This is a genomic window from Microlunatus sagamiharensis (assembly GCF_900105785.1).
GTDB classification, from domain to species: Bacteria; Actinomycetota; Actinomycetes; order Propionibacteriales; family Propionibacteriaceae; genus Microlunatus; species Microlunatus sagamiharensis.
In genome coordinates this window covers 1,893,501-1,911,159 of sequence record NZ_LT629799.1, presented here as the reverse complement: position 1 = coordinate 1,911,159, position 17,659 = coordinate 1,893,501, and the positions used below count along the sequence as shown (strand labels likewise).

Genomic DNA, 17,659 nt, shown 5'->3' with positions numbered 1-17,659 from the left:
CCCAACCTCACGACCGGCCGTGGGTGCCGGGGGCGCTCCCGTCGTCCCAGCGGCACGGGCACTCCGGGTGCGTCGGCCAGGCGCGGAGCCGCATGGCGTGCTCGCCGCCGCCGAGCTCGAGGGTGTGGTCGAGGGTCTCGGCGTGCCCGCTGCCCACGAAGGCGAGCGCCTGCACGGCAGCGTTGACGGCCGCCCAGGCGAGCAGCGTCGGCGCGGGCTCGACGTGCAGCCGGGTGAGCTGCTCGAGCAACCAGGGCCAGCGCGGGTCGGCGTCGCGCCGGCCGAGGTCGGCGCAGCGCACGCACGAGGTGGCCCCGGGCACGACGAGCGGCCCGACGACGGCCTCGTCGCCCGCGCAGCGCACGAGCAGGTGCGGCGCGTCCTGCTCGCGCAGCACGTCGGGGACGAGGCGGTCCGGCTCGGGCCCGTCGGCGACGACCACGGTCAGCGCGACGGCGCCGCCCTCGGGCTGGGCGAAGTGGCGGGGACGCCGGACGCGCAGGTCCGGGTGCGCCACACCGAGGGAGGCCGCGAGCAGCTCGAGGCGCTCGGGGTGCCCGTCGGCCCGCGGACGGCGCCGTCCGCTCGCGTGGCGGGCAGGACGGTCGAGGGCGCGCTCGTCGGTGGGCACGCGGGAGGGCAGGTCGGCCAGGTGGACGGTGCCGAAGCCCGCCGTCGCCAGCGCGTGGGCGGTCCGCGAGCCGAGGGTGCCGGCACCGACGACCCGGACGGCCCGGCTCGCGACCGCCGACGGCGGCCGCAGGAGCCGGGCGTCGTCGAGGGCGCCGAGGAGGTCGGTGACCGCGCCCGTCGGCAGACCGGCCTCGCTGGCGGTCAGACCGAGGTCCCCCGCGGTGGCGCCGTCGGCGAGGGCCGCGACGACCGGCTCGTAGGTGCGGGGGACGACCACCGACGGCTCGACCCCGACCTGCAGCTCGTGGGGGCTGCGCAGCAGCACGACCGCGTGCGGGGCGAGGCGGAGGCCCGGCTCGACGTCGGTCGTGCCGGGCGGGGAGGGGGCTGCGGGGGCTGCCGGGGTGCGCGTGGCGTCCACCCGGTCAGTCTGGTGCCCCCGGAGCCGCGCGGGACGACGATCCACAGGACCGTCCGGTCCCGCGCGGCGGGCGGTCCGCGGAGGGCGGACTCCCGGGTGGCTCAGGCCTTGCCGAGGATCCGGTTGAGGTTGGTGCCGCAGACGGGGCACTTGGCCTTGGCCATGCGCGTGCCCTTGTCGTTGACGACGACGTTGCCCTCGGCCTCGCGCTTCTCCTTGCACTTCACGCAGTAGAACTCGCCGCTGTAGGTCTCGTCCGCCATGTGCTTCTCCTTGCTCGGTGACGGTTCTCCGTCAGGTCTGTCCCGGCGGCCGGGCAGGGCCGTCGGGGCGCGATCCCGGTCAGCGTAGCGGTCACGCCTGCCGCCGGACCCTGGACGCCACGCCGTACGGGGCGGCGGTCTGTGGTGCACGACCGACCGGGAGGGCCGCACTGGACCCCGCGGGGACCGCCGGGAACGCGCCCACGAGCACCCGGGGCGGAGACGGCACGAGGCCCCCGGGCCGGAGACCACCCGCCTTCCCCAGCACGCGGTCCCGGCCCGTGAGGGCCTCGTGGCGAGGAACGCTAGCGGCACCCCCGGGGGCCGTCAAACCTCGGGTGGGCGGCCTTGTCCACCACTTGTGGACAACTGTGTGGACGACGTGTGGGTCACTCGGTGGACGGCTCCCCGGAGGACGACGGTTCCCCGTCGTCGGCCTGCTGTTCACCTGTGGAAACCACTCGAGGCGCTGGTCCGGCCGGGCCGCCGGAGGGGCAGGATGGGCCCGTGAGCGACGCCCCCGGCCCCGTGGCCCCCGTGGTCGAGGTGCGGCGCAGCCGGCGCCGGCGGCGCACGGTCACCGCCTACCGCGAGGGCTCGACGGTCGTCGTGCTCGTCCCGGCCTCCATGTCGAGGGCGGAGGAGGCCCGCCACGTGGAGTCGCTGGTCGCCCGGCTGCTCGCCCGTGAGGCACGGGCCCAGGGACCCAGCGGGGACGCGGACCTGCTGGTGCGGGCGCGGGAGCTGGGCCGCCGCTACCTCGAGCCGCAGGTCGGCGTGGTCCCCGCGCCGACCCGGGTCGCCTGGGTCTCCAACCAGCGTCGCCGCTGGGGCTCGTGCACGCCGACGGACCGCACCATCCGCCTGTCCGACCGGCTGCGCCCGATGCCGTCGTGGGTGCGCGACTACGTCCTGCTCCACGAGCTCGTGCACCTGCTCGAGGCCAACCACACGCCCCGCTTCCACGCGCTGCTCTCCGCCTACGACGACGCCGAGCGGGCCCGCGGGTACCTCGAGGGGTACGCGGACGCGGCGCGGCTCGAGGTCGGTCGCGAGCCGGACGACGGCGCTCTCGACGACGTCGACGGGCACGGGGACGACGACCGGCCCGGGGACGGGCGACGGTGACCGACGAGGGCGCACGGCGCCGCCTGGTGCTGGTCCTGGCCCGCCACGACGCGGCCGGCGCCGCCCCGCCCGGCGTCGACCCGGCGGCCTTCGCCCGGGCGTGTATGGCCGACACCTACGAGGTCGCCGCCGACCTGGTGGACGCCCGGTCCGGCCTGGTCGGTCCGCCCGCGCTCGACGAGCTGCTCTGGCCGGGCGCGGTGCGTCTCGACGACGCGGGCCTGCGCCCGCTCCTGGCGGCGTGCGCCGCGCTCGCCGACGAGGTGGTGCTGGTCCCGGCCGACGCGCCCGACCTGCCGAGCCTGGTCCTGGCCAAGCAGCTCAAGGTGCTGCACCGCAGCGACGTCGCCGTGGCGCCGGAGCGCGGCGGCCCCGGCGTCGTGGCCCTGGGCTTCCGGCTGCCGGTCGCGGGCTGGCTGCCGCTCGAGGAGCTGGACCTCGACACCGACCCGACCGCGCTGCTGCGGGCCGCCGCGCCCGCGGCCGACCTCGTCCAGACCACGCCGGACTGGCGACGGCTGCGCGGGCCGGCGGCGGTGCACCACCTCGACCCGGCGCTCGAGGGCTGGGAGGAGACCCGCGCCCTGCTCAGCGGCGCGTCGCGCTGACCGTCGCCGACCGTCCACGGGCCGGCGGGCTCAGGGCGTCTCGACGATCGGGCGGACCGCCGCCCGGCGGTGCCGCCGCGCGGCGACGGCCAGGGCCACGACGTCGGCCACGACGACCAGGCCGATCCCGACCCACGCGTGGAGAGCGATCACCTGGCCCAGCAGCACCAGGCCGACGAGCGCGGCCAGCACCGGGTTGGCGCTCATGAACACCCCGAAGAGCTGGACGGGGACCCGGCGCAGCGAGAACAGGTCGGCGGCGTACGGCAGCGCGGAGCACAGCAGGCCGACGGCGACGGCGCAGAGCAGCGGCAGCCCGACGAGCTCGCCGCGCACGAGCAGGACGACCACGACCGGCAGGTAGCCGAGCGCCGAGAACGTCGTCGCCGTCGCGGTGGCCTGGAGCCCGGGCAGGCGCCGGCCGGCCAGGCGGTTCAGCAGGATGTAGGACGCCCAGCAGACGCCGGCCAGCAGCGCGAGCCCGACGCCGAACCAGTCCGTCGACGGGCCGGGCAGCACGAGCACGTAGACCCCACCCGCCGCGGCGACCGCGCAGACGAGGTCGACCAGCCGCCGCGAGGTGGCCAGGGCCACCGAAAGCGGGCCGAGGAACTCCAGGGTCACCGCCAGGCCGAGGTCGATGCGGCTGAACGCGGTGTAGAGCGACAGGTTCATGCTGGCGAAGACGGCGGCCAGCAGGAGGCACGGCCACCACTGGGCCCAGGTGAAGCGCCGGAAGGGCGGGCGGGCGAGCGGGAGCAGGACCGCCGCGGCGACGAGCTGGCGGACCGCGACCACGCCCGGGACGCCGAGCGTCGGGTAGGCGAAGGTCCCCACCGCCGCGCCGATCTGGCTGCCGGTCGCGCTCGCGCTCATGCTGAGGATCCCGGGCAGCAGCCGCGGGCGGTCGCCGGGGTGCGGGGCCCCGGGCACGGTGGTCGCCGGGGTGGAGGTCGTGGGGGAGAGGGCGGTCAGCGGCTCCGCCTGCGCGGTCATGGGTGGAGTCTCGGTGTCCGGCCCGCGGTCCCGGAAATGCACCGCGTCGCCGATCCATACGCTTCGCGCATGAGCGTGGAGCTGCGTCAGCTGCGGGCGCTCGTCGCCGTGGTCGACGAGGGCTCCTTCACCGACGCGGCGATCGCGCTGGGCACGACCCAGGCGTCGGTGTCGCGGGCCGTGGCCGCGCTCGAGGCGGGGCTGGGCACGCGGGTGCTGCGGCGCACGACACGCTCGGTCGCCACCACGGCGGTCGGGGCCCGGGTCGTGGAGCACGCCCGCCGCGTCCTCGAGGCCGTCGCGGGGCTCGAGCTCGTCGCCGCGCGGGCCGAGGACGACGTCCGCGTCGGGTCGGCCTGGTCGGCGCTCGGGCGCCACACCGTCCCGGTGCAGCGCCGCTGGAGCGAGCTGCACCCGGGCCGGACGCTGAGCTTTGTCTTCGTCGTCAGCCCCACGGCCGGCCTCGCCGAGGGCCTGTGCGACGTCGCCGTCCTGCGGCGCCCGCTCGAGGACGGGCGCTTCGTCGCCGAGCAGGTCGGCGTGGAGCGCCGCTACGCGGTGCTGCCGGCCGGCGACCCGCTCGCCGTGCGCCGCAGCGTCACGCTGGCCGACTTCGCCGGCCGCACGCTCGCCCGGGACCGTCGGACGGGGACGACGGGGGAGCACCTGTGGTCGGGGCTGCCACCCGAGCAGGCGCCCGCGGCGTACCGCGAGGTCAGCAGCGTGGAGGACCTGATGACGCTGGTGGCCGCCGGGCAGGGGGTCGGGATGACGTCGGAGGCCACGACGCGCCAGCACCGGCGCCCCGGCGTGGTCTACCGCCGGGTCCGCGACGTACCGCCCGTGCCGGTGCTCCTGGCGTGGTGGCGCGACGACCCGCCGGCGGGCGTCGCCGAGGTCGTGCGGGTGGTGCGGGAGGCGTACGCGTCCGGCGGCTGACCCGCCGGACGCCACGGCTCACCGGGTCGGGGTGGGACCGCCCTCGTCCGGCTGGTCGTCCTGGCCCTCGGACGGTCCGTCCTGCGGGCGCTCGGCCTCGTCGAGCAGCTCGGCCAGCGCGGTGTCGAAGTCGTCGTCCGCGCTCGTCTCCGCGGCGGCCTCGCCGCGCGCGAAGCCCAGCGGGTCGTCGAGGTCGGCCGAGGTCGGCACCAGGTCGGGGTGGGTCCAGACCGCGTCGCGCCCCTCGGCGCCACGGGCGTCGCGGACCGCCGCCCAGAGGTTGGCCGCGTCGCGCAGCCGGCGCGGGCGCAGCTCGAGGCCGACCAGCGTCGCGAACGTCGCCTCCGCCGGGCCGCCGGTCGCCCGCCGGCGCCGGACGGTCTCGGCCAACGGCACCGCCGCGGGCATCCACGGGGCGGTGGCCGCGGTCACGACGTCGTCGACCCAGCCCTCGACGAGGGCGAGCATCGTCTCCAGGCGCTCCAGGGTCGCGAGCTGCTCGGGGGTCTTGCGCGGCTCGAAGAGCCCGCCCTCGAGCTTGGCGCCGATCTCCTCGAGGTTGGACGGGTCCATGCCCTGGACCGCCTCCTCGAGCGCGGAGGTGTCGATGGTGATCCCGGCCGCGTACTGCTCGACCAGGACGAGCAGCTGCGCACGCAGCCAGCCCGCCGAGGCGAAGAGCCGCTGGCGCGCGCACTCGCGCAGGGTGAGGTAGAGGGTGACGTCGCTGCCCGACTGCTCGAGGCCCTCGCCGAAGGCGGCGACGTTGGTCGGCAGCAGCGCGACCTGGGGGGCGTCGGTCAGCGGCAGCCCGATGTCGGTGGTGCTCACCACCTCGCCGGAGAGCTGGCCGAGGCCCTGGCCGAGCTGGAGGCCGAACATGCTCGCGCCGGAGCTGCGCAGCATCGGCCGCAGCATGTCGGCCATGCCCGCCATGCCCGGCACCTCGGGCTGGCCCTCGCCGCCGAGGGTGAGGGCGCCGGCCATCGCGTCGGCGATGTGGCTGGCCACCGGCTCGACGAGGCGGCGCCACACGGGCATCGTCCGCTCGATCCACTCCGCCCGGCTCCACGCCGTGGCGCTGCCGCTGACGCGCGGGAAGTCGGTCGCCGCGTCCAGCCAGACCTCGGCGATGCCCACCGCGTCGGTGACGGCATGCACCTGCGCGCTCGTCGGCGTCGGGTCCGGGCCCAGGGCCGCGGCGCTCTTGCGCGCGGTGTCCTTGGTGACCTCCCAGTTGACCCCGGAACCGGCGTCGCCGCCCCCGCCGAAGAGCCCGCCGCCGCCACCGCCGAGCATCGCGAACGCGCTCTGCAGCTGCGCGGCGAGGGCGTTGGTGTCGCCCCCGGCCAGCGAGGCGAACAGCGCCTCGAGCGGGTTGGACGGGTCGCCGCCGGAGGGGGCCGCCCCGCCGCCGAGCCCGCCGAAGCCGGCCCCGCCGCCGAAGCCCGCCGCGCCACCGCCCCCGCCGACCGAGCCGGAGCCCGAGCCTCCGAGCCGGTAGCCGCTGCCGCCCTGACCCCCCTGGCCGCTCTGACCACCCTGGCCGCCCGTGCCGGGCTCGGGGTTCGGCGACTGGTCCTGCTCGTCGTCAGGACGCTGGTCGGGGTCCTGGGGCATGGGGTCTCCTGAGGTCGCAGCGACCCCTGGTCGGGCCGCCTCGGCGTGCTCTCCACGGTACGCGGGGTGGACGTGGCGCACCCGTGCGACGGCGGGACGATCGCTGTGGGCGTACGGCGGTCCCGGCTGCGTCACCCGGTGGCCGCGCGGCGGGTGCGTCCTGGCGTCCGGCCCGCGGCGGGCGGCTCGGATAACCTCGGCGCCATGACGGCGGTCCGCGAGACGAGCGTGAGCGAGGAGCCGCTGAGCGTCGACCGGATGCTGGCCCAGGTCCGCGACCCGGCGGTGGGCGGCGTGGCCCTGTTCGTCGGGGTCGTGCGCGACCACGACCACGGGGCGTCGGTCACCAGCCTCGACTACACCGCGCACCCGAGCGCCGCGACGGCGCTGGCCGCGTGCGCCGAGCGCACGGCGGAGGCGTACGACGTGCTCACCGTCGCGGTGTCGCACCGCACCGGCCACCTCGAGGTCGGCGACCTCGCCGTGGTCGTCGCCGTCGGGGCCGCGCACCGGCAGGCGGCGCTGGAGGCCTGCCGCCACCTGATCGACACGCTCAAGGAGCAGGTGCCGATCTGGAAGGAGCAGGCCTTCACCGACGGCGGCACCGAGTGGGTCGGGCTGGGGACCGCGTGAGGCGCTCCTCCTTCACCCGTCAGACGGTCACGGCCTTCGCGGCCGCGGTGACCTTCGTGCTCCTGGCCGTGACGGTCTCCGTGCTCGGCGTCCCCTACGTCACGTGGTCGCCGGGGACGGCGCGCGACGTGCTCGCGAGCTCCGGCGGCGCCGGGACCGAGCCGATCATCTCGGTCGAGGGCGTCCCGACCTACCCGACCTCGGGCCGGCTGGACCTGACCGTCGTGTCCACGACCTCGGCCGGCTCGCGGCTGAGCCTGCCGCAGGCGCTGGTCGCCTACTTCCGCCCCGACCACGACGCGCTCCCGCGCGAGGCGGTCTACCCGCCGGGCCGCTCGGCCGCCGACGCCGAGGCCGCCGACGCGGAGATGATGGTCGACGCCCAGGACGACGCCGTGGTCGCGGCGCTGCGGGCGAGCCAGCAGACCGTGCGCCAGCTCCCGGCGATCGCCTCGGTCACCGTGGGCAGCCCGGCGCAGGGCCACCTCCGTCCCGGCGACCTCGTGGTCTCCGTCGACGGGGTGGAGACTCCGACCCCGGCGCTGGTGCAGGCCGCGGTGCGCAAGGCGCAGGCCAACCAGGAGCTGCGCTTCGTCGTCCTGCGCGACAAGGTCGAGACCACCGTGCCCGTGCTCCCGGCGCCCCAGGCGTCGGGCACCGGGGTGCAGATCGGCATCACCATCGGCACCGGCTACGCCTACGACGCCCGCATCTCCTACGACCTCGGGCAGAAGATCGGGGGACCGAGCGCCGGTCTCGTCTTCGCCCTCGCGATCTACGACAAGCTGACGCCCGGGGAGCTCCTCGCCGGCCAGCACGTCGCGGGCACCGGCACGATCAACCCGACCGGCGTCGTCGGCGGCATCGGAGGCATCCAGGAGAAGATCGCCGGGGCCCAGGCGGCCGGGGCGACGACGTTCCTCGTGCCCGCACCGAACTGCGGCGACCTCGCCGGCGTCAAGACCTCGATGCGCCTGGTCCGCGTGGCCACCCTCGGCGACGCCATCCGCTCGGTCCGCTGGCTCGACTCGCCCGAGCTGGCCGACCGCATCCCCACCTGCTGACCCCCTGCTCCCGCCTCGGGCCGCCCCGGCCGGCCCCGCTCCTCGAACCCCGTGAGGTCCTGATGCCTGCGTCCACCCCGCCCACCCCCTCCGGCCCGTCTCTCGGCGCCGACGACCGCCGCGAGGCGCTGGTCGCCGCGCTGGTCGAGCTGGAGCACCACGTGGCTGACGCCGGCTGGGAGGGGCCGCCGCGGCTCTTCGCGCTCGTCGAGACCGACGAGCTCGCCGCCGCCGAGCCCGACCTCGCCCGTTCGCTGGGCCTGCGGACCACGGCGGACGGAGCGGCGCCCGGAGCGCTCACCGCGATCGAGCAAGACACCTTCGTCGGCACCGGTGACCTGCTGTCCGACCTCGACGGGATCGAGTGGCCCGACGGCGTGTTCGGCACCGCCGTGGCCGCGGTGCGGACCTTCCTGCCCTCGGGCACCGACGTCGAGCTGCCCGAGGACGCCGACGAGGCCGCGGCCCTGGTGGCGGCCCACCCGGCGGCCCAGGAGATCCGCGTGGTGGTCGGGGTCGACCGCTCCGGTCAGCAGCACGGCGTGGCCCGGCTGCGCTCGCAGCCCGACGAGCTCCTGGGTGGCACCGATCTCGTGCCGGGGCTGGCCTCAGCGCTGGCGCATACCCTTGGCTGACCCGTACGGGTCGTACGGGCTCAGCACATGACGAGGAGACGGTCGGTTTGAGCACGTTGCGGGCACCGGGTCGACGCCGAGGCGCCATCCTGCCCACCCTCGTGGTCGTGGCCGTGCTGGTCGTGGCCTTCGCGATCTTCACGAACGTCTGGACCTCGCGCCTGTGGTTCGACTCGTTCGACTTCGGGTCGGTCTTCAACACCATGCTGCTGACCCGCACGGGGCTGTTCCTGGTCTTCGGGCTGGTGATGGCCGGGCTCGTGTCGGCCAACGCCGCGCTGGCCTACCGGCTGCGGCCGCGCTTCCGCCCGCAGGGCCCGACGAGCCCGCTGCTCGAGCGCTACCGCGAGATCGTCGAGACCCGCTTCATCTGGGTCATGGTGGCCATCGGCGTCGTCGTCGGCCTCTTCGCCGGCGCCGCGGCCAGCGGCCAGGCGCTGACCTTCCTCGCGTGGAGCGAGAAGACCGGGTTCGGGGTCACCGACCCGCAGTACGGCCTCGACGTCTCCTTCTTCGTCTTCACCTACCCGTGGCTGCGCTTCGTCCTGTCGTTCGCGTTCACCGCGCTGACCATCAGCGTGATCGCCGCGGCCGTCATGCACTACGTCATGGGTGCCGTGCGCTTCAGCGGGCCGCGCCGCGGCGGCACGACGTCGGCGCAGGCGCACCTGTCGGTCCTCGTCGGGCTCACGCTGCTCGTCCGCGGCGCGAGCTACTGGATGGACCAGTACGGCCTGGAGACCACCAAGACCTCGCCGCTGTTCACCGGCATCTCCTACACCGCCGACAATGCGACGGCGAACGCCAAGCTCATCCTCGCGATCGCGGCGGGCATCGTGGCGCTGCTCTTCCTCGCCAACGCGGTGCTGCACCGGTGGGTCATCCCCACCGCCGGGCTGGTGCTGCTGATCCTGTCGGCGATCGTGCTCGGCTACGTCTACCCGGGTACCGTCCAGTACTTCAGCGTCCGCCCGAGCGAGGAGCTGCGCGAGCGGGCGTACATCCAGCGCAACATCGACGCGACGCGCGCGGCGTACGGGGTGGCCGACTCCGAGGTCACGGACTACTCCGCGACCCAGACCGCGACCGCCGGCCAGCTGCGCACCGACGCCGAGGCGCTGCCGGGCATCCGCCTGATCGACCCGAGCGCCGTCTCGCCGACCTACGAGCAGCTGCAGCAGGTCCGCGGCTACTACCAGTTCCCCAAGATCCTCGACGTCGACCGCTACACGATCGACGGCCAGGAGACCGACGCCGTCGTCGCCGTGCGCGAGATGAACCTGGACGGCGTCGAGGGCCAGAACTGGAACAACCTCAAGACCGTCTACACCCACGGCTTCGGGCTCGTGTCCGCGTACGGCAACCGGGCGCAGGCCACCGGTGAGCCGCAGTGGATCACCGAGGGCATCCCGCCGACGGGCGCCATCGCCGAGCACGAGCCGCGGGTCTACTTCGGCGAGCTGCAGGGGGCCAACCCGAACGAGTACTCGATCGTCGGTGCACCGGCGGGCGCGGCGCCCATCGAGCTCGACACGCCCGGCGGGCCCAACTACACCTACACCGGCAAGGGCGGCGTGGCCATCGGGAGCCTCTGGCACAAGCTGCTCTACGCCGCGAAGTTCGCCGACATCAACATCCTGCTCTCGGACCGCGTCAACTCCGCCTCGAAGATCATCTACGACCGCACCCCGCGCGAGCGGGTGCAGCAGGCGGCCCCGTGGCTCAAGGTCGACGGCGACGCCTACCCGGCCGTCGTCGAGGGCCGGATCGTCTGGGTCGTCGACGGCTACACGACCTCGAACAGCTATCCCAACTCCGAGCGCATCAACCTGGCGCAGACGACGGCCGACAGCCAGACGGCGACGCCGGGCACGCAGGTCGTGGCGCAGCCGGGCGACCAGATCAACTACATGCGCAACTCGGTCAAGGCCGTGGTCGACGCCTACGACGGCACGGTCAAGCTCTACGCCTGGGACGACACCGACCCGGTGCTCAAGACCTGGCAGAAGGTCTTCGGCAGCGTCATCCAGCCGAAGAGCGCGATCCCGGCCGACCTGCTGGCGCACCTGCGCTACCCGCAGGACCAGTTCAAGGTCCAGCGGCAGATCCTCTCGCGCTACCACCAGACCGACCCGGGCACCTGGTACCGCAACTCGAGCCTGTGGGACATCCCCAACGACCCGGTGAACGCCTCGGCCAGCTCCAAGGAGCAGCCCTTCTACCTCTCGGTGAAGTGGCCGGGCGACCCGAACGCGACCTTCTCGCTGACCACCGCCTACGTCGCGAACGGCCGCTCGAACCTGGCCGCGTACATGGCCGTGAACGCCGACGCGGCGAGCCCCGACTACGGAAAGATCCGCATCCTGCAGATGTCGGACACGACCCAGATCGACGGGCCGGGGCAGTCGTTCAACGCGATGACGACCAACGAGACGGTGAGCGCCGCGCTGCGGAACTTCACCGCGCAGGGCAGCGCGCAGGCGTCGTTCGGCAACCTGCTCACGCTGCCCCTGGGCGGCGGGCTGCTCTACGCGATGCCCGTCTACGCCCAGCGGCCCGGGGCGACCGGCTCGTACCCGGTCCTGCGCTTCGTCGTGGTCCGCTTCGGGCAGTCGGTCGGCTTCGGCACCTCGCTGCAGGCGGCGCTCGACCAGGTGTTCCAGGGCAACGCCGGGGCGGACACCGGCGAGGACGAGGGCACCGGCGGCACCCCGCCGGCCGGCGAGGCGGACAACGCGGCCGCGCTGTCGGCGCTCGACGACGCCTCGACCGCCTACTCCGACGCGCAGAAGGCGCTGACCGCGGGCAACCTCGGTGAGTACCAGACCAAGATCAACCAGATGCAGGAAGACCTGGTCAGGGCCCAGCGGGCCCTCGGCCGTTAGCCCCGTACGCCCCGCACGAAGCCCCCTGGACCCGTCGGGTCCAGGGGGCTTCGTCGTCCTCGAGCGGGTCGTCGGACCTCAGCCCTCGGTGCGCACGACCTCCAGGTCGTCGAACCCGAGATCGCGCAGCGGGTCGGCGATGACGTCGGCGTCGCCGACGACGACGAGGGTCAGGGCGTCCACGTCGACGAGCGAGGTGTACGCCTGTGTCGCCGCCTCGGGCGTCACCTGGCGCAGCTCGGCGAGGTTGCGGGTGACGTAGTCGTCGCCCAGGCCGACGAGCCGGTTGACCGCGGCCTGGTCGGCCACGCCGTCGGCGGTGGCGTAGCGCAGCGGGGAGATGCCGCTGGTGTAGGTCACGGCGTCGGCGACCTCCTCGGCCGTGAACGGGCGCCCCTCCGGGCCCGAGACGTCGGCCAGCTCGCGGGCCAGGCGCACGGAGTCGGCCACGACGTCGGTGCGGAACGAGCCGCCGATGGCGAAGCTGCCGGCGCTGCGCAGCGGCGTCAGCGACATCCGCACGCCGTAGGTGTAGCCCTTCTCCTCGCGCAGCACCGCGTTGAGCCGGGACAGGAACGCCCCGCCCATGGCGTACGTCGCGACGCTGGCTGCGGGCCAACGCGGGTCGAGCCGGTCGATGCCGAAGCCGCCGTAGCGCACGTCGGCCTGGACGGCACCCGGGCGGTGCAGCACGACGTGGCGCCGGGCGCCGGGCGCGGCCTGCTCCTGCGGCGTGCGGACCTGCGCGTCGTTGGCCCAGTCGCCGAACCAGCGCTGCGCCAGGTCGTGCGGGTCGGTGCCGCCGAAGTCGCCGGCCAGGACGAGGCTCGCGCCGGCCGGGCCGAGGTGCTCGGCGTGGAAGTGCCGAGCCGCGGCCCCGTCGACGCGGGCCACGCTGGCCGCCTCGCCGCCGCTCATCCGCGAGGCGCGGCTGGCCGGGTCGAAGACGGACTCTCGGAACGCCGTCGAGGCGAGCTGGGCGGAGTTCGCCGAGGACTGCTCGATCTGCGCGAGGCGGATCTGGACGTGGCGGGCGACGTCGGCGTCGGAGATCTCGGGCTGCGTGACGGCCTCGGAGAAGAGCGCGAACGCCTGCTCGAGGTGCGAGGCGGGGACGTCGAGCACGGCCTGGAGCCCGGACAGCGACACCTCTATGCCGAAGCCCGCGCCCTCGGTCTCCAGCAGCTCGGCGAACTCCTCGCCGGGGTGGTTGCGGGTGCCCTCGTCGAGCGTGCGGGCGGCGATCGTCGCCACGCCCTCGACGTCGGGGTCCTCGCCGTTGAGCGGGGCGTCGAGCACGAGGTGCGCCGACACGACGTGCTGGCCGGGGAGGTCGAAGCAGACGAGCTCGATGCCGTTGGCCAGGGTGCTGACGACTGGCTCGGGGAAGGACCAGGCGCCCGGTGCGGCGACCTCGGGCTGCGGGGCCGCCCGCCAGGTGGTCGGGTCGAGCTGCTCGGGCGTGCTCATGCCGCCGCCTTCCGGTAGGACAGGGTCGCTCGGCGGTCGCTGCCGAACCACTCGGTGACGGCGGAGGCGACGTCGTCGGGGGTGACCGCCTCGACCTGCGCCGTCCGGGTGTTCACGAGCTCGGGGTCGCCCTCGAGGGTCGCGTACTCGCCCAGCGCGTCGGCGCGGCTGTCGACCCGGGAGAGCTCGTGGAGCCAGTGCCGCTCGTACTGCGCCTTGGCCCGGCGCAGCTCGGTCTCGGTGGGGCCCTCCGCGGCCAGCCGGTCGACCTGGCCGACGAGGGCCTCCTCGACCGCGGCCAGGCTCTCGCCGCCGCGGGCGCGGGCGTACGCGTAGCCGAAGGAGTTGCCGCCGATCAGCCCGGTGCTGGCCGCGCCGGCGCTCTCGGCGACCTCGGCGTCGCGCACCAGCGACCTGTGCAGCCGTGAGGTCTGGCCGTGGCCGAGCACCCCGAAGAAGAGGTCGAGCGCGTCGAAGGCGCGGGTGCCGCGGGCCGGCAGCCGCCAGGCGAGGTAGACCGCCTCGGCGGGCACGTCGGCCGACGTCTCCTCGCGCTCGGTGCCGCTCAGCGGACCGAGCGGGTCCTGCGCCGGGTGCGAGGGGACCTCGCCGGACCGCAGCCCACCGAAGTAGCGCTCGACCCGCTGCAGGGCGTCGCCGACCTCGACGTCGCCGACGACGGAGAGGACCGCGTTGTTGGGCAGGTAGTGCTTCTTGAAGAACGTGTGCGCGTCGGCCAGGCTCGCCGCGTCGAGGTCGGCCATCGAGCCGATCGTCGTGTGGCCGTACGGGTGCTCGGCGGGGAAGGTGAGGCTGTTCAGCCGCTGCATCACGTCGCCGTAGGGGACGTTGTCGTAGCGCTGGCGCTTCTCCTCCTTGACCACCTCGCGCTGGGTGTTCAGGTTCTCCTCCGTGAGGGCGTCCAGCAGGCTGCCCATCCGGTCGGCCTCGAGCCAGAGCGCGAGGTCGAGACCGCCGACCGGCAGCGTCTCGAAGTAGTTGGTGCGGTCGAACCAGGTCGTCGCGTTGACCGAGGCGCCCGCGGACTGGAGCAGCCCGATGTGGGCGCCGGAGGCGACGTTGGCCGAGCCCTGGAACATCACGTGCTCGAAGAGGTGGGCGAAGCCGGTGCGTCCGGGTTCCTCGTCGCGCGAGCCGACGTCGTACCAGAGGTTCACCGCGACGACGGGCGCGCCGTGGTCGGGGCTGACCAGGACCCGGAGCCCGTTGTCGAGGACGTGCTGGTGGATCGGGTAGGCCGCGGGTCCGGAGGTCACGCCTGACATTCGACCACGTGACGCCAACCCGGGAGCGGGTGCGCTCAACCCGGACCGGGGAGCAGCCCGGCGGCGCGGGCGGGCTCGGCGTACGCCGCGGCGAGGCTGGCGATCGTGTCGTGCGCGTTCAACCCGCTCGGGTTGGGCACGACCCACAGCCGCGCCTCCGCCCCGGCCGGGCCGATGCCGTGCGGCTGCTCGCCGGTGGTGGCCCTGCGCTCGCCGAAGGCGGTCCGGTAGGCGCTGATGCCGGCCACCGCGACGACGCGCGGGCGGTGCTCGGCGACGAACGCCTCCAGCCGCGTGCGGCCCGCCCGCAGCTCGTCGTCGGTCAGCTCGTCGGCGCGGGCGGTGGCGCGGTTCACGAGGTTGGTGTTGCCGAGCCCGCGGGCGAGGAAGTAGGCGCGGTCGTCGGGCGTGAGGCCGGTCGCCGGGTCGATGCGGCGGTCGATGATGCCGGCCAGCTGCAGGGCGGGGTAGAAGCGGTTCCCGGGCCGCGCGAAGTGCGTCTGCACCGCCGCGGTCCACAGCCCCGGGTTGATGCCGACGAAGACGAGCCGCGGCTCGGGACCGACGAAGTCCGGCACGCTCGCGTCGTAGTACGCCGCCAGCTCGGCCTTGGTGAACCCCACGTCGCGGAACCTACCCGGGCGCGCCCCCGCCGCCCGGAGTTCGGGCCGCAGCGACGCGTGCCTGGACGAGGGCGACGGCCTCGTCGATCTCGGGCGCCGGGTCCTTGGGTCCGCCGACCGGAGCGGGGAGAGAGGTGCGCGTGCCGTCCACCAGGTCGAGCGAGACCACGTGCGCGCTGAACCTGTCCCGGTACGCCCGCTCCACGTCGGCGTAGCGGATGAACCGGCGGCGGAGCTCGCGGACCTCGACCCCGTCGGCGCGGAGGGTCACCCGGGTGCGCCAGCACTGGAGCACGACCACCCCGTACCCGAGGGCGCCGACCAGCCAGACGCCGAGGAGGATGCCGTCGCCGGTGTGCGGCGGTGGCTCGCTGAGCAGCGAGACCAGCCGGGACGCGGCCTGGACGAGGAAGAGGACCAGGAGCACCACGTACACCCAGCGCCGCCAGCCGGTCACGCGCCACGTCCGGACGCCTCCGTCGGACTCGCCTCCGTCGGCCACGCGACCACTGTGCCAGGACGGACGGTCCGGTGGCTCGACCGACCTACGATTCCTCCCGTGTCACGCACCCTCCTGGCCATCCCGGCGTACGGGTCGCCCGAGCTCACCGACGCGGTCCTGCGCGACCTGGTCCGCGACGAGCCGCTGCCGCGCGACGACCTGCGGGTCGTCGTCGTCGACAACGCGGGGGACTACGTCCTGCCGGGCTGGGCGGCCGGGGTCGAGCTGGTCCGGACGGGGGAGAACCTGCGCTGGATCGGGACGGCGGGCTGGGCGTTCGAGCGGGCGCGGCGGGACGGCGACGGCGTCGTCCTGCTCCTGAACAACGACACCCGGCTCTCCCGCGGCTTCACCCCTGCACTCGTCGCCGCGCTCGACGACCCCGGGGTCGCGGTGGCGGCCGCCTGCTACGACGACTTCTGGTTGCACCAGCGGGCGGTCCGGGTGCCGTCCGACGCCGAGTCGTACGTGCCCCGCGCCGTCGTGCGCGACGTCCCGTTCTGCGACGGCACGGCCATCGCCTTCTCGATGAAGGCCGTCGCCGAGGTCGGCGGGATGGACGTCGAGGCCTTCCCGCACCACGGCTACGGCGCGGACGTCGACTGGGCCCTGCGGGCCCGCCGGGCGGGTTGGCGCGTCGCGGTCACCGAGGCCGCGTACGTCCACCACCTGCGCCGCGTCACCATGACCCGCGTGGGCCGCACGGCCGAGGACAACCGCGCCGAGATCCTCACCGGCCTCGACGCCCGCTGGGGCGACGCGTGGCGCCCGCTGGCCGGCTTCGGCCCCGGGGCCTTCCCCGCGCACAACACCGGCAGCGCGCTCGACTGGTACGCCGACCCGGCCTGGGTCCTCAGCCTGCTCGAGACGGACGACGCTCCCTGAGCCTCTCGAAGGGCCCGGAACGGGTTGGGGTGATGTCGAGGCAGGGACGCCGACCTCTTCGAGGCCCTTCGACAGGCTCAGGGGGCGTGGTGGGGCCCTTCGACAGGCTCAGGGGGCTTGCCGGCGCGAAGAGGGAAGTTCAGTAAGCGCCGGTCACGACGTTCTCGAGCTCCTCGCCCTTGACGAAGCGCTCGAGCTGGGCCCGCACGAGGGCGTACGCACGCTCGCCGGAGCGCTTGACGCTGCCGGCGGCGTGCGGGGTGATCAGCACGCCGGGCGCCGACCAGAGCGGGTGGTCCTCGGGGAGCGGCTCGGGCTCGACGACGTCGAGGGCGGCGCGCAGGCGCTCCGACATCAGCTCGGCGAGCAGCGCGTCGGTGTGGACGACCTTGCCGCGGGCGACGTTGACGAGCAGCGCCCCGTCCTTCATCGACGCGAGGAACTCCGCGTCGACCATGCCCTCGGTGTCGGGGGTCAGCGGGACGGTGAGGACGACGACGTCGGCGTCGGGGAGCAGGTCGGGCAGCTCGCTGGTGGCGTGGACGCCGTCCCGGGCCGAGTGCGCCACCAGCACCGGGACCGCCCCGAAGCCCTCGAGGCGCCGTGCGGTCTTCTCTCCGAGGTCGCCGGCACCGACGACGAGCACCACCTTGTCCTCGAGGTCGTCACCCTGCACGTTGTCCCACTGGCGCTGCTCCTGGGAGCGCACGAAGTGGGGGACCTGGCGGTAGGTGGCGAGGATCAGCGTCAGCACGAGGTCGGCGACGGGGCCGCCGTGCACCCCGCGGGCGTCGCAGAGGGCGACGCCGTCCGGGGTCTGGCCGAGCACGTCCTCGACGCCGGCGCTCAGCAGCTGCATGACCTCGAGGTGGGGCATCGACGCGAGCTTGTGCTCCAGGTCGCTCGAGTCCTCGACCTGGGGCACCCAGAACGTGGTCTCCCCGAGCCGCGCGGGCTTGTCGGCCTCGCCGTTCCAGGCGACGACCTCCACCCCCTCGGGCACCTCGCCCAAGAGGTGGACGGCTTCGGCATCGGGCACGCAGACGACGGTCACGCGGTCAGCCTAGT

Annotated in this window: 17 protein-coding genes; 8 read left to right on the top strand and 9 right to left on the bottom strand. The window is 74.7% G+C overall.

What is annotated here, in order from left to right; translation table 11 throughout:
- Nucleotides 1-7: 7 nt before the first annotated feature.
- Both BLU42_RS08725 and BLU42_RS20850 read right to left on the bottom strand, forming a co-directional pair.
- Nucleotides 8-1,054, bottom strand: a complete 1,047-nt coding sequence (locus BLU42_RS08725; protein WP_091074109.1) for a hypothetical protein — start codon at nt 1,052-1,054, stop codon at nt 8-10.
- Nucleotides 1,055-1,155: 101 nt separating this feature from the next.
- The gene (locus tag BLU42_RS20850; RefSeq protein ID WP_091074108.1) at nt 1,156-1,317 is read right to left on the bottom strand and encodes a DUF5679 domain-containing protein; all 162 of its coding nucleotides are present in this window, start codon (nt 1,315-1,317) and stop codon (nt 1,156-1,158) included.
- 507 nt (nt 1,318-1,824) lie between these two features.
- Here BLU42_RS20850 and BLU42_RS08715 point away from each other — a divergent pair.
- Entirely contained in the window at nt 1,825-2,445 is a 621-nt protein-coding gene (locus BLU42_RS08715) for a M48 metallopeptidase family protein (RefSeq protein WP_231918514.1), read from the top strand.
- Nucleotides 2,442-3,053: a hypothetical protein gene (locus BLU42_RS08710; protein WP_091074107.1), complete on the top strand. Its 612-nt coding sequence runs from the start codon at nt 2,442-2,444 to the stop codon at nt 3,051-3,053. The genes BLU42_RS08715 and BLU42_RS08710 overlap by 4 nt, the downstream gene beginning before the upstream one ends.
- 30 nt (nt 3,054-3,083) lie before the next feature.
- On the opposite strand, the gene BLU42_RS08705 is transcribed toward BLU42_RS08710, so the two are convergent.
- Nucleotides 3,084-4,049 (bottom strand): EamA family transporter, encoded by a 966-nt coding sequence (locus tag BLU42_RS08705; protein ID WP_197680680.1) that lies wholly within the window; start codon nt 4,047-4,049, stop codon nt 3,084-3,086.
- Between the two features lie 69 nt (nt 4,050-4,118).
- Between BLU42_RS08705 and BLU42_RS08700 the strand changes: the two genes are divergently transcribed.
- Nucleotides 4,119-4,988, top strand: a complete 870-nt coding sequence (locus BLU42_RS08700; RefSeq protein WP_091074106.1) for a LysR family transcriptional regulator — start codon at nt 4,119-4,121, stop codon at nt 4,986-4,988.
- Nucleotides 4,989-5,006: 18 nt separating this feature from the next.
- On the opposite strand, the gene BLU42_RS08695 is transcribed toward BLU42_RS08700, so the two are convergent.
- The gene (locus BLU42_RS08695) at nt 5,007-6,608 is read right to left on the bottom strand and encodes a zinc-dependent metalloprotease (protein ID WP_091074105.1); all 1,602 of its coding nucleotides are present in this window, start codon (nt 6,606-6,608) and stop codon (nt 5,007-5,009) included.
- 204 nt (nt 6,609-6,812) lie between these two features.
- Between BLU42_RS08695 and BLU42_RS08690 the strand changes: the two genes are divergently transcribed.
- The 4 genes from BLU42_RS08690 to BLU42_RS08675 all read left to right on the top strand — a co-directional run bounded on the left by BLU42_RS08690 (nt 6,813) and on the right by BLU42_RS08675 (nt 11,825).
- The gene (locus BLU42_RS08690) at nt 6,813-7,241 is read left to right on the top strand and encodes a molybdenum cofactor biosynthesis protein MoaE (protein ID WP_091074104.1); all 429 of its coding nucleotides are present in this window, start codon (nt 6,813-6,815) and stop codon (nt 7,239-7,241) included.
- Entirely contained in the window at nt 7,238-8,305 is a 1,068-nt protein-coding gene (locus BLU42_RS08685) for a YlbL family protein (RefSeq protein WP_157719892.1), read from the top strand. Before BLU42_RS08690 ends, BLU42_RS08685 begins: the two co-directional genes overlap by 4 nt.
- 62 nt (nt 8,306-8,367) lie before the next feature.
- Nucleotides 8,368-8,940, top strand: coding sequence for a PPA1309 family protein (locus BLU42_RS08680; RefSeq protein WP_091074102.1), 573 nt, complete (start codon nt 8,368-8,370; stop codon nt 8,938-8,940).
- Between the two features lie 107 nt (nt 8,941-9,047).
- Nucleotides 9,048-11,825, top strand: a complete 2,778-nt coding sequence (locus BLU42_RS08675) for a UPF0182 family membrane protein (protein ID WP_231918512.1) — start codon at nt 9,048-9,050, stop codon at nt 11,823-11,825.
- Between the two features lie 78 nt (nt 11,826-11,903).
- On the opposite strand, the gene BLU42_RS08670 is transcribed toward BLU42_RS08675, so the two are convergent.
- The 4 genes from BLU42_RS08670 to BLU42_RS20570 are packed head-to-tail and all read right to left on the bottom strand — an operon-like array spanning nt 11,904 to nt 15,706.
- Nucleotides 11,904-13,295 carry a M16 family metallopeptidase gene (locus tag BLU42_RS08670; protein WP_091074100.1) on the bottom strand — a complete coding sequence of 464 codons (1,392 nt, stop codon included), beginning with the start codon at nt 13,293-13,295 and terminating at the stop codon, nt 11,904-11,906.
- Nucleotides 13,292-14,572 carry a M16 family metallopeptidase gene (locus tag BLU42_RS08665; RefSeq protein WP_231918511.1) on the bottom strand — a complete coding sequence of 427 codons (1,281 nt, stop codon included), beginning with the start codon at nt 14,570-14,572 and terminating at the stop codon, nt 13,292-13,294. Before BLU42_RS08665 ends, BLU42_RS08670 begins: the two co-directional genes overlap by 4 nt.
- Before the next feature lie 44 nt (nt 14,573-14,616).
- On the bottom strand, nt 14,617-15,204 hold the full coding sequence (locus BLU42_RS08660) for a mismatch-specific DNA-glycosylase (RefSeq protein ID WP_091074098.1): 588 nt from the start codon (nt 15,202-15,204) through the stop codon (nt 14,617-14,619).
- 10 nt (nt 15,205-15,214) lie between these two features.
- Nucleotides 15,215-15,706 carry a hypothetical protein gene (locus BLU42_RS20570; protein WP_157719891.1) on the bottom strand — a complete coding sequence of 164 codons (492 nt, stop codon included), beginning with the start codon at nt 15,704-15,706 and terminating at the stop codon, nt 15,215-15,217.
- 57 nt (nt 15,707-15,763) lie between these two features.
- Between BLU42_RS20570 and BLU42_RS20565 the strand changes: the two genes are divergently transcribed.
- Entirely contained in the window at nt 15,764-16,591 is an 828-nt protein-coding gene (locus tag BLU42_RS20565) for a glycosyltransferase (RefSeq protein ID WP_157719890.1), read from the top strand.
- A gap of 139 nt (nt 16,592-16,730) precedes the next feature.
- On the opposite strand, the gene BLU42_RS08650 is transcribed toward BLU42_RS20565, so the two are convergent.
- Complete coding sequence (locus tag BLU42_RS08650; RefSeq protein WP_091074097.1) at nt 16,731-17,645, bottom strand: 2-hydroxyacid dehydrogenase; 915 nt, start codon at nt 17,643-17,645, stop codon at nt 16,731-16,733.
- Between the last annotated feature and the right edge of the window lie 14 nt (nt 17,646-17,659).

What these genes read in the sequence shown, in the direction of transcription:
- BLU42_RS08705 (WP_197680680.1), bottom strand. Translation starts at nt 4,049, where the DNA reads ATGACCGCGCAGGCGGAGCCGCTGACCGCCCTCTCCCCCACGACCTCC.
- BLU42_RS20850 (WP_091074108.1), bottom strand. Translation starts at nt 1,317, where the DNA reads ATGGCGGACGAGACCTACAGCGGCGAGTTCTACTGCGTGAAGTGCAAG.
- BLU42_RS08680 (WP_091074102.1), top strand. Translation starts at nt 8,368, where the DNA reads ATGCCTGCGTCCACCCCGCCCACCCCCTCCGGCCCGTCTCTCGGCGCC.
- BLU42_RS08690 (WP_091074104.1), top strand. Translation starts at nt 6,813, where the DNA reads ATGACGGCGGTCCGCGAGACGAGCGTGAGCGAGGAGCCGCTGAGCGTC.
- BLU42_RS08700 (WP_091074106.1), top strand. Translation starts at nt 4,119, where the DNA reads ATGAGCGTGGAGCTGCGTCAGCTGCGGGCGCTCGTCGCCGTGGTCGAC.
- BLU42_RS08670 (WP_091074100.1), bottom strand. Translation starts at nt 13,295, where the DNA reads ATGAGCACGCCCGAGCAGCTCGACCCGACCACCTGGCGGGCGGCCCCG.
- BLU42_RS08695 (WP_091074105.1), bottom strand. Translation starts at nt 6,608, where the DNA reads ATGCCCCAGGACCCCGACCAGCGTCCTGACGACGAGCAGGACCAGTCG.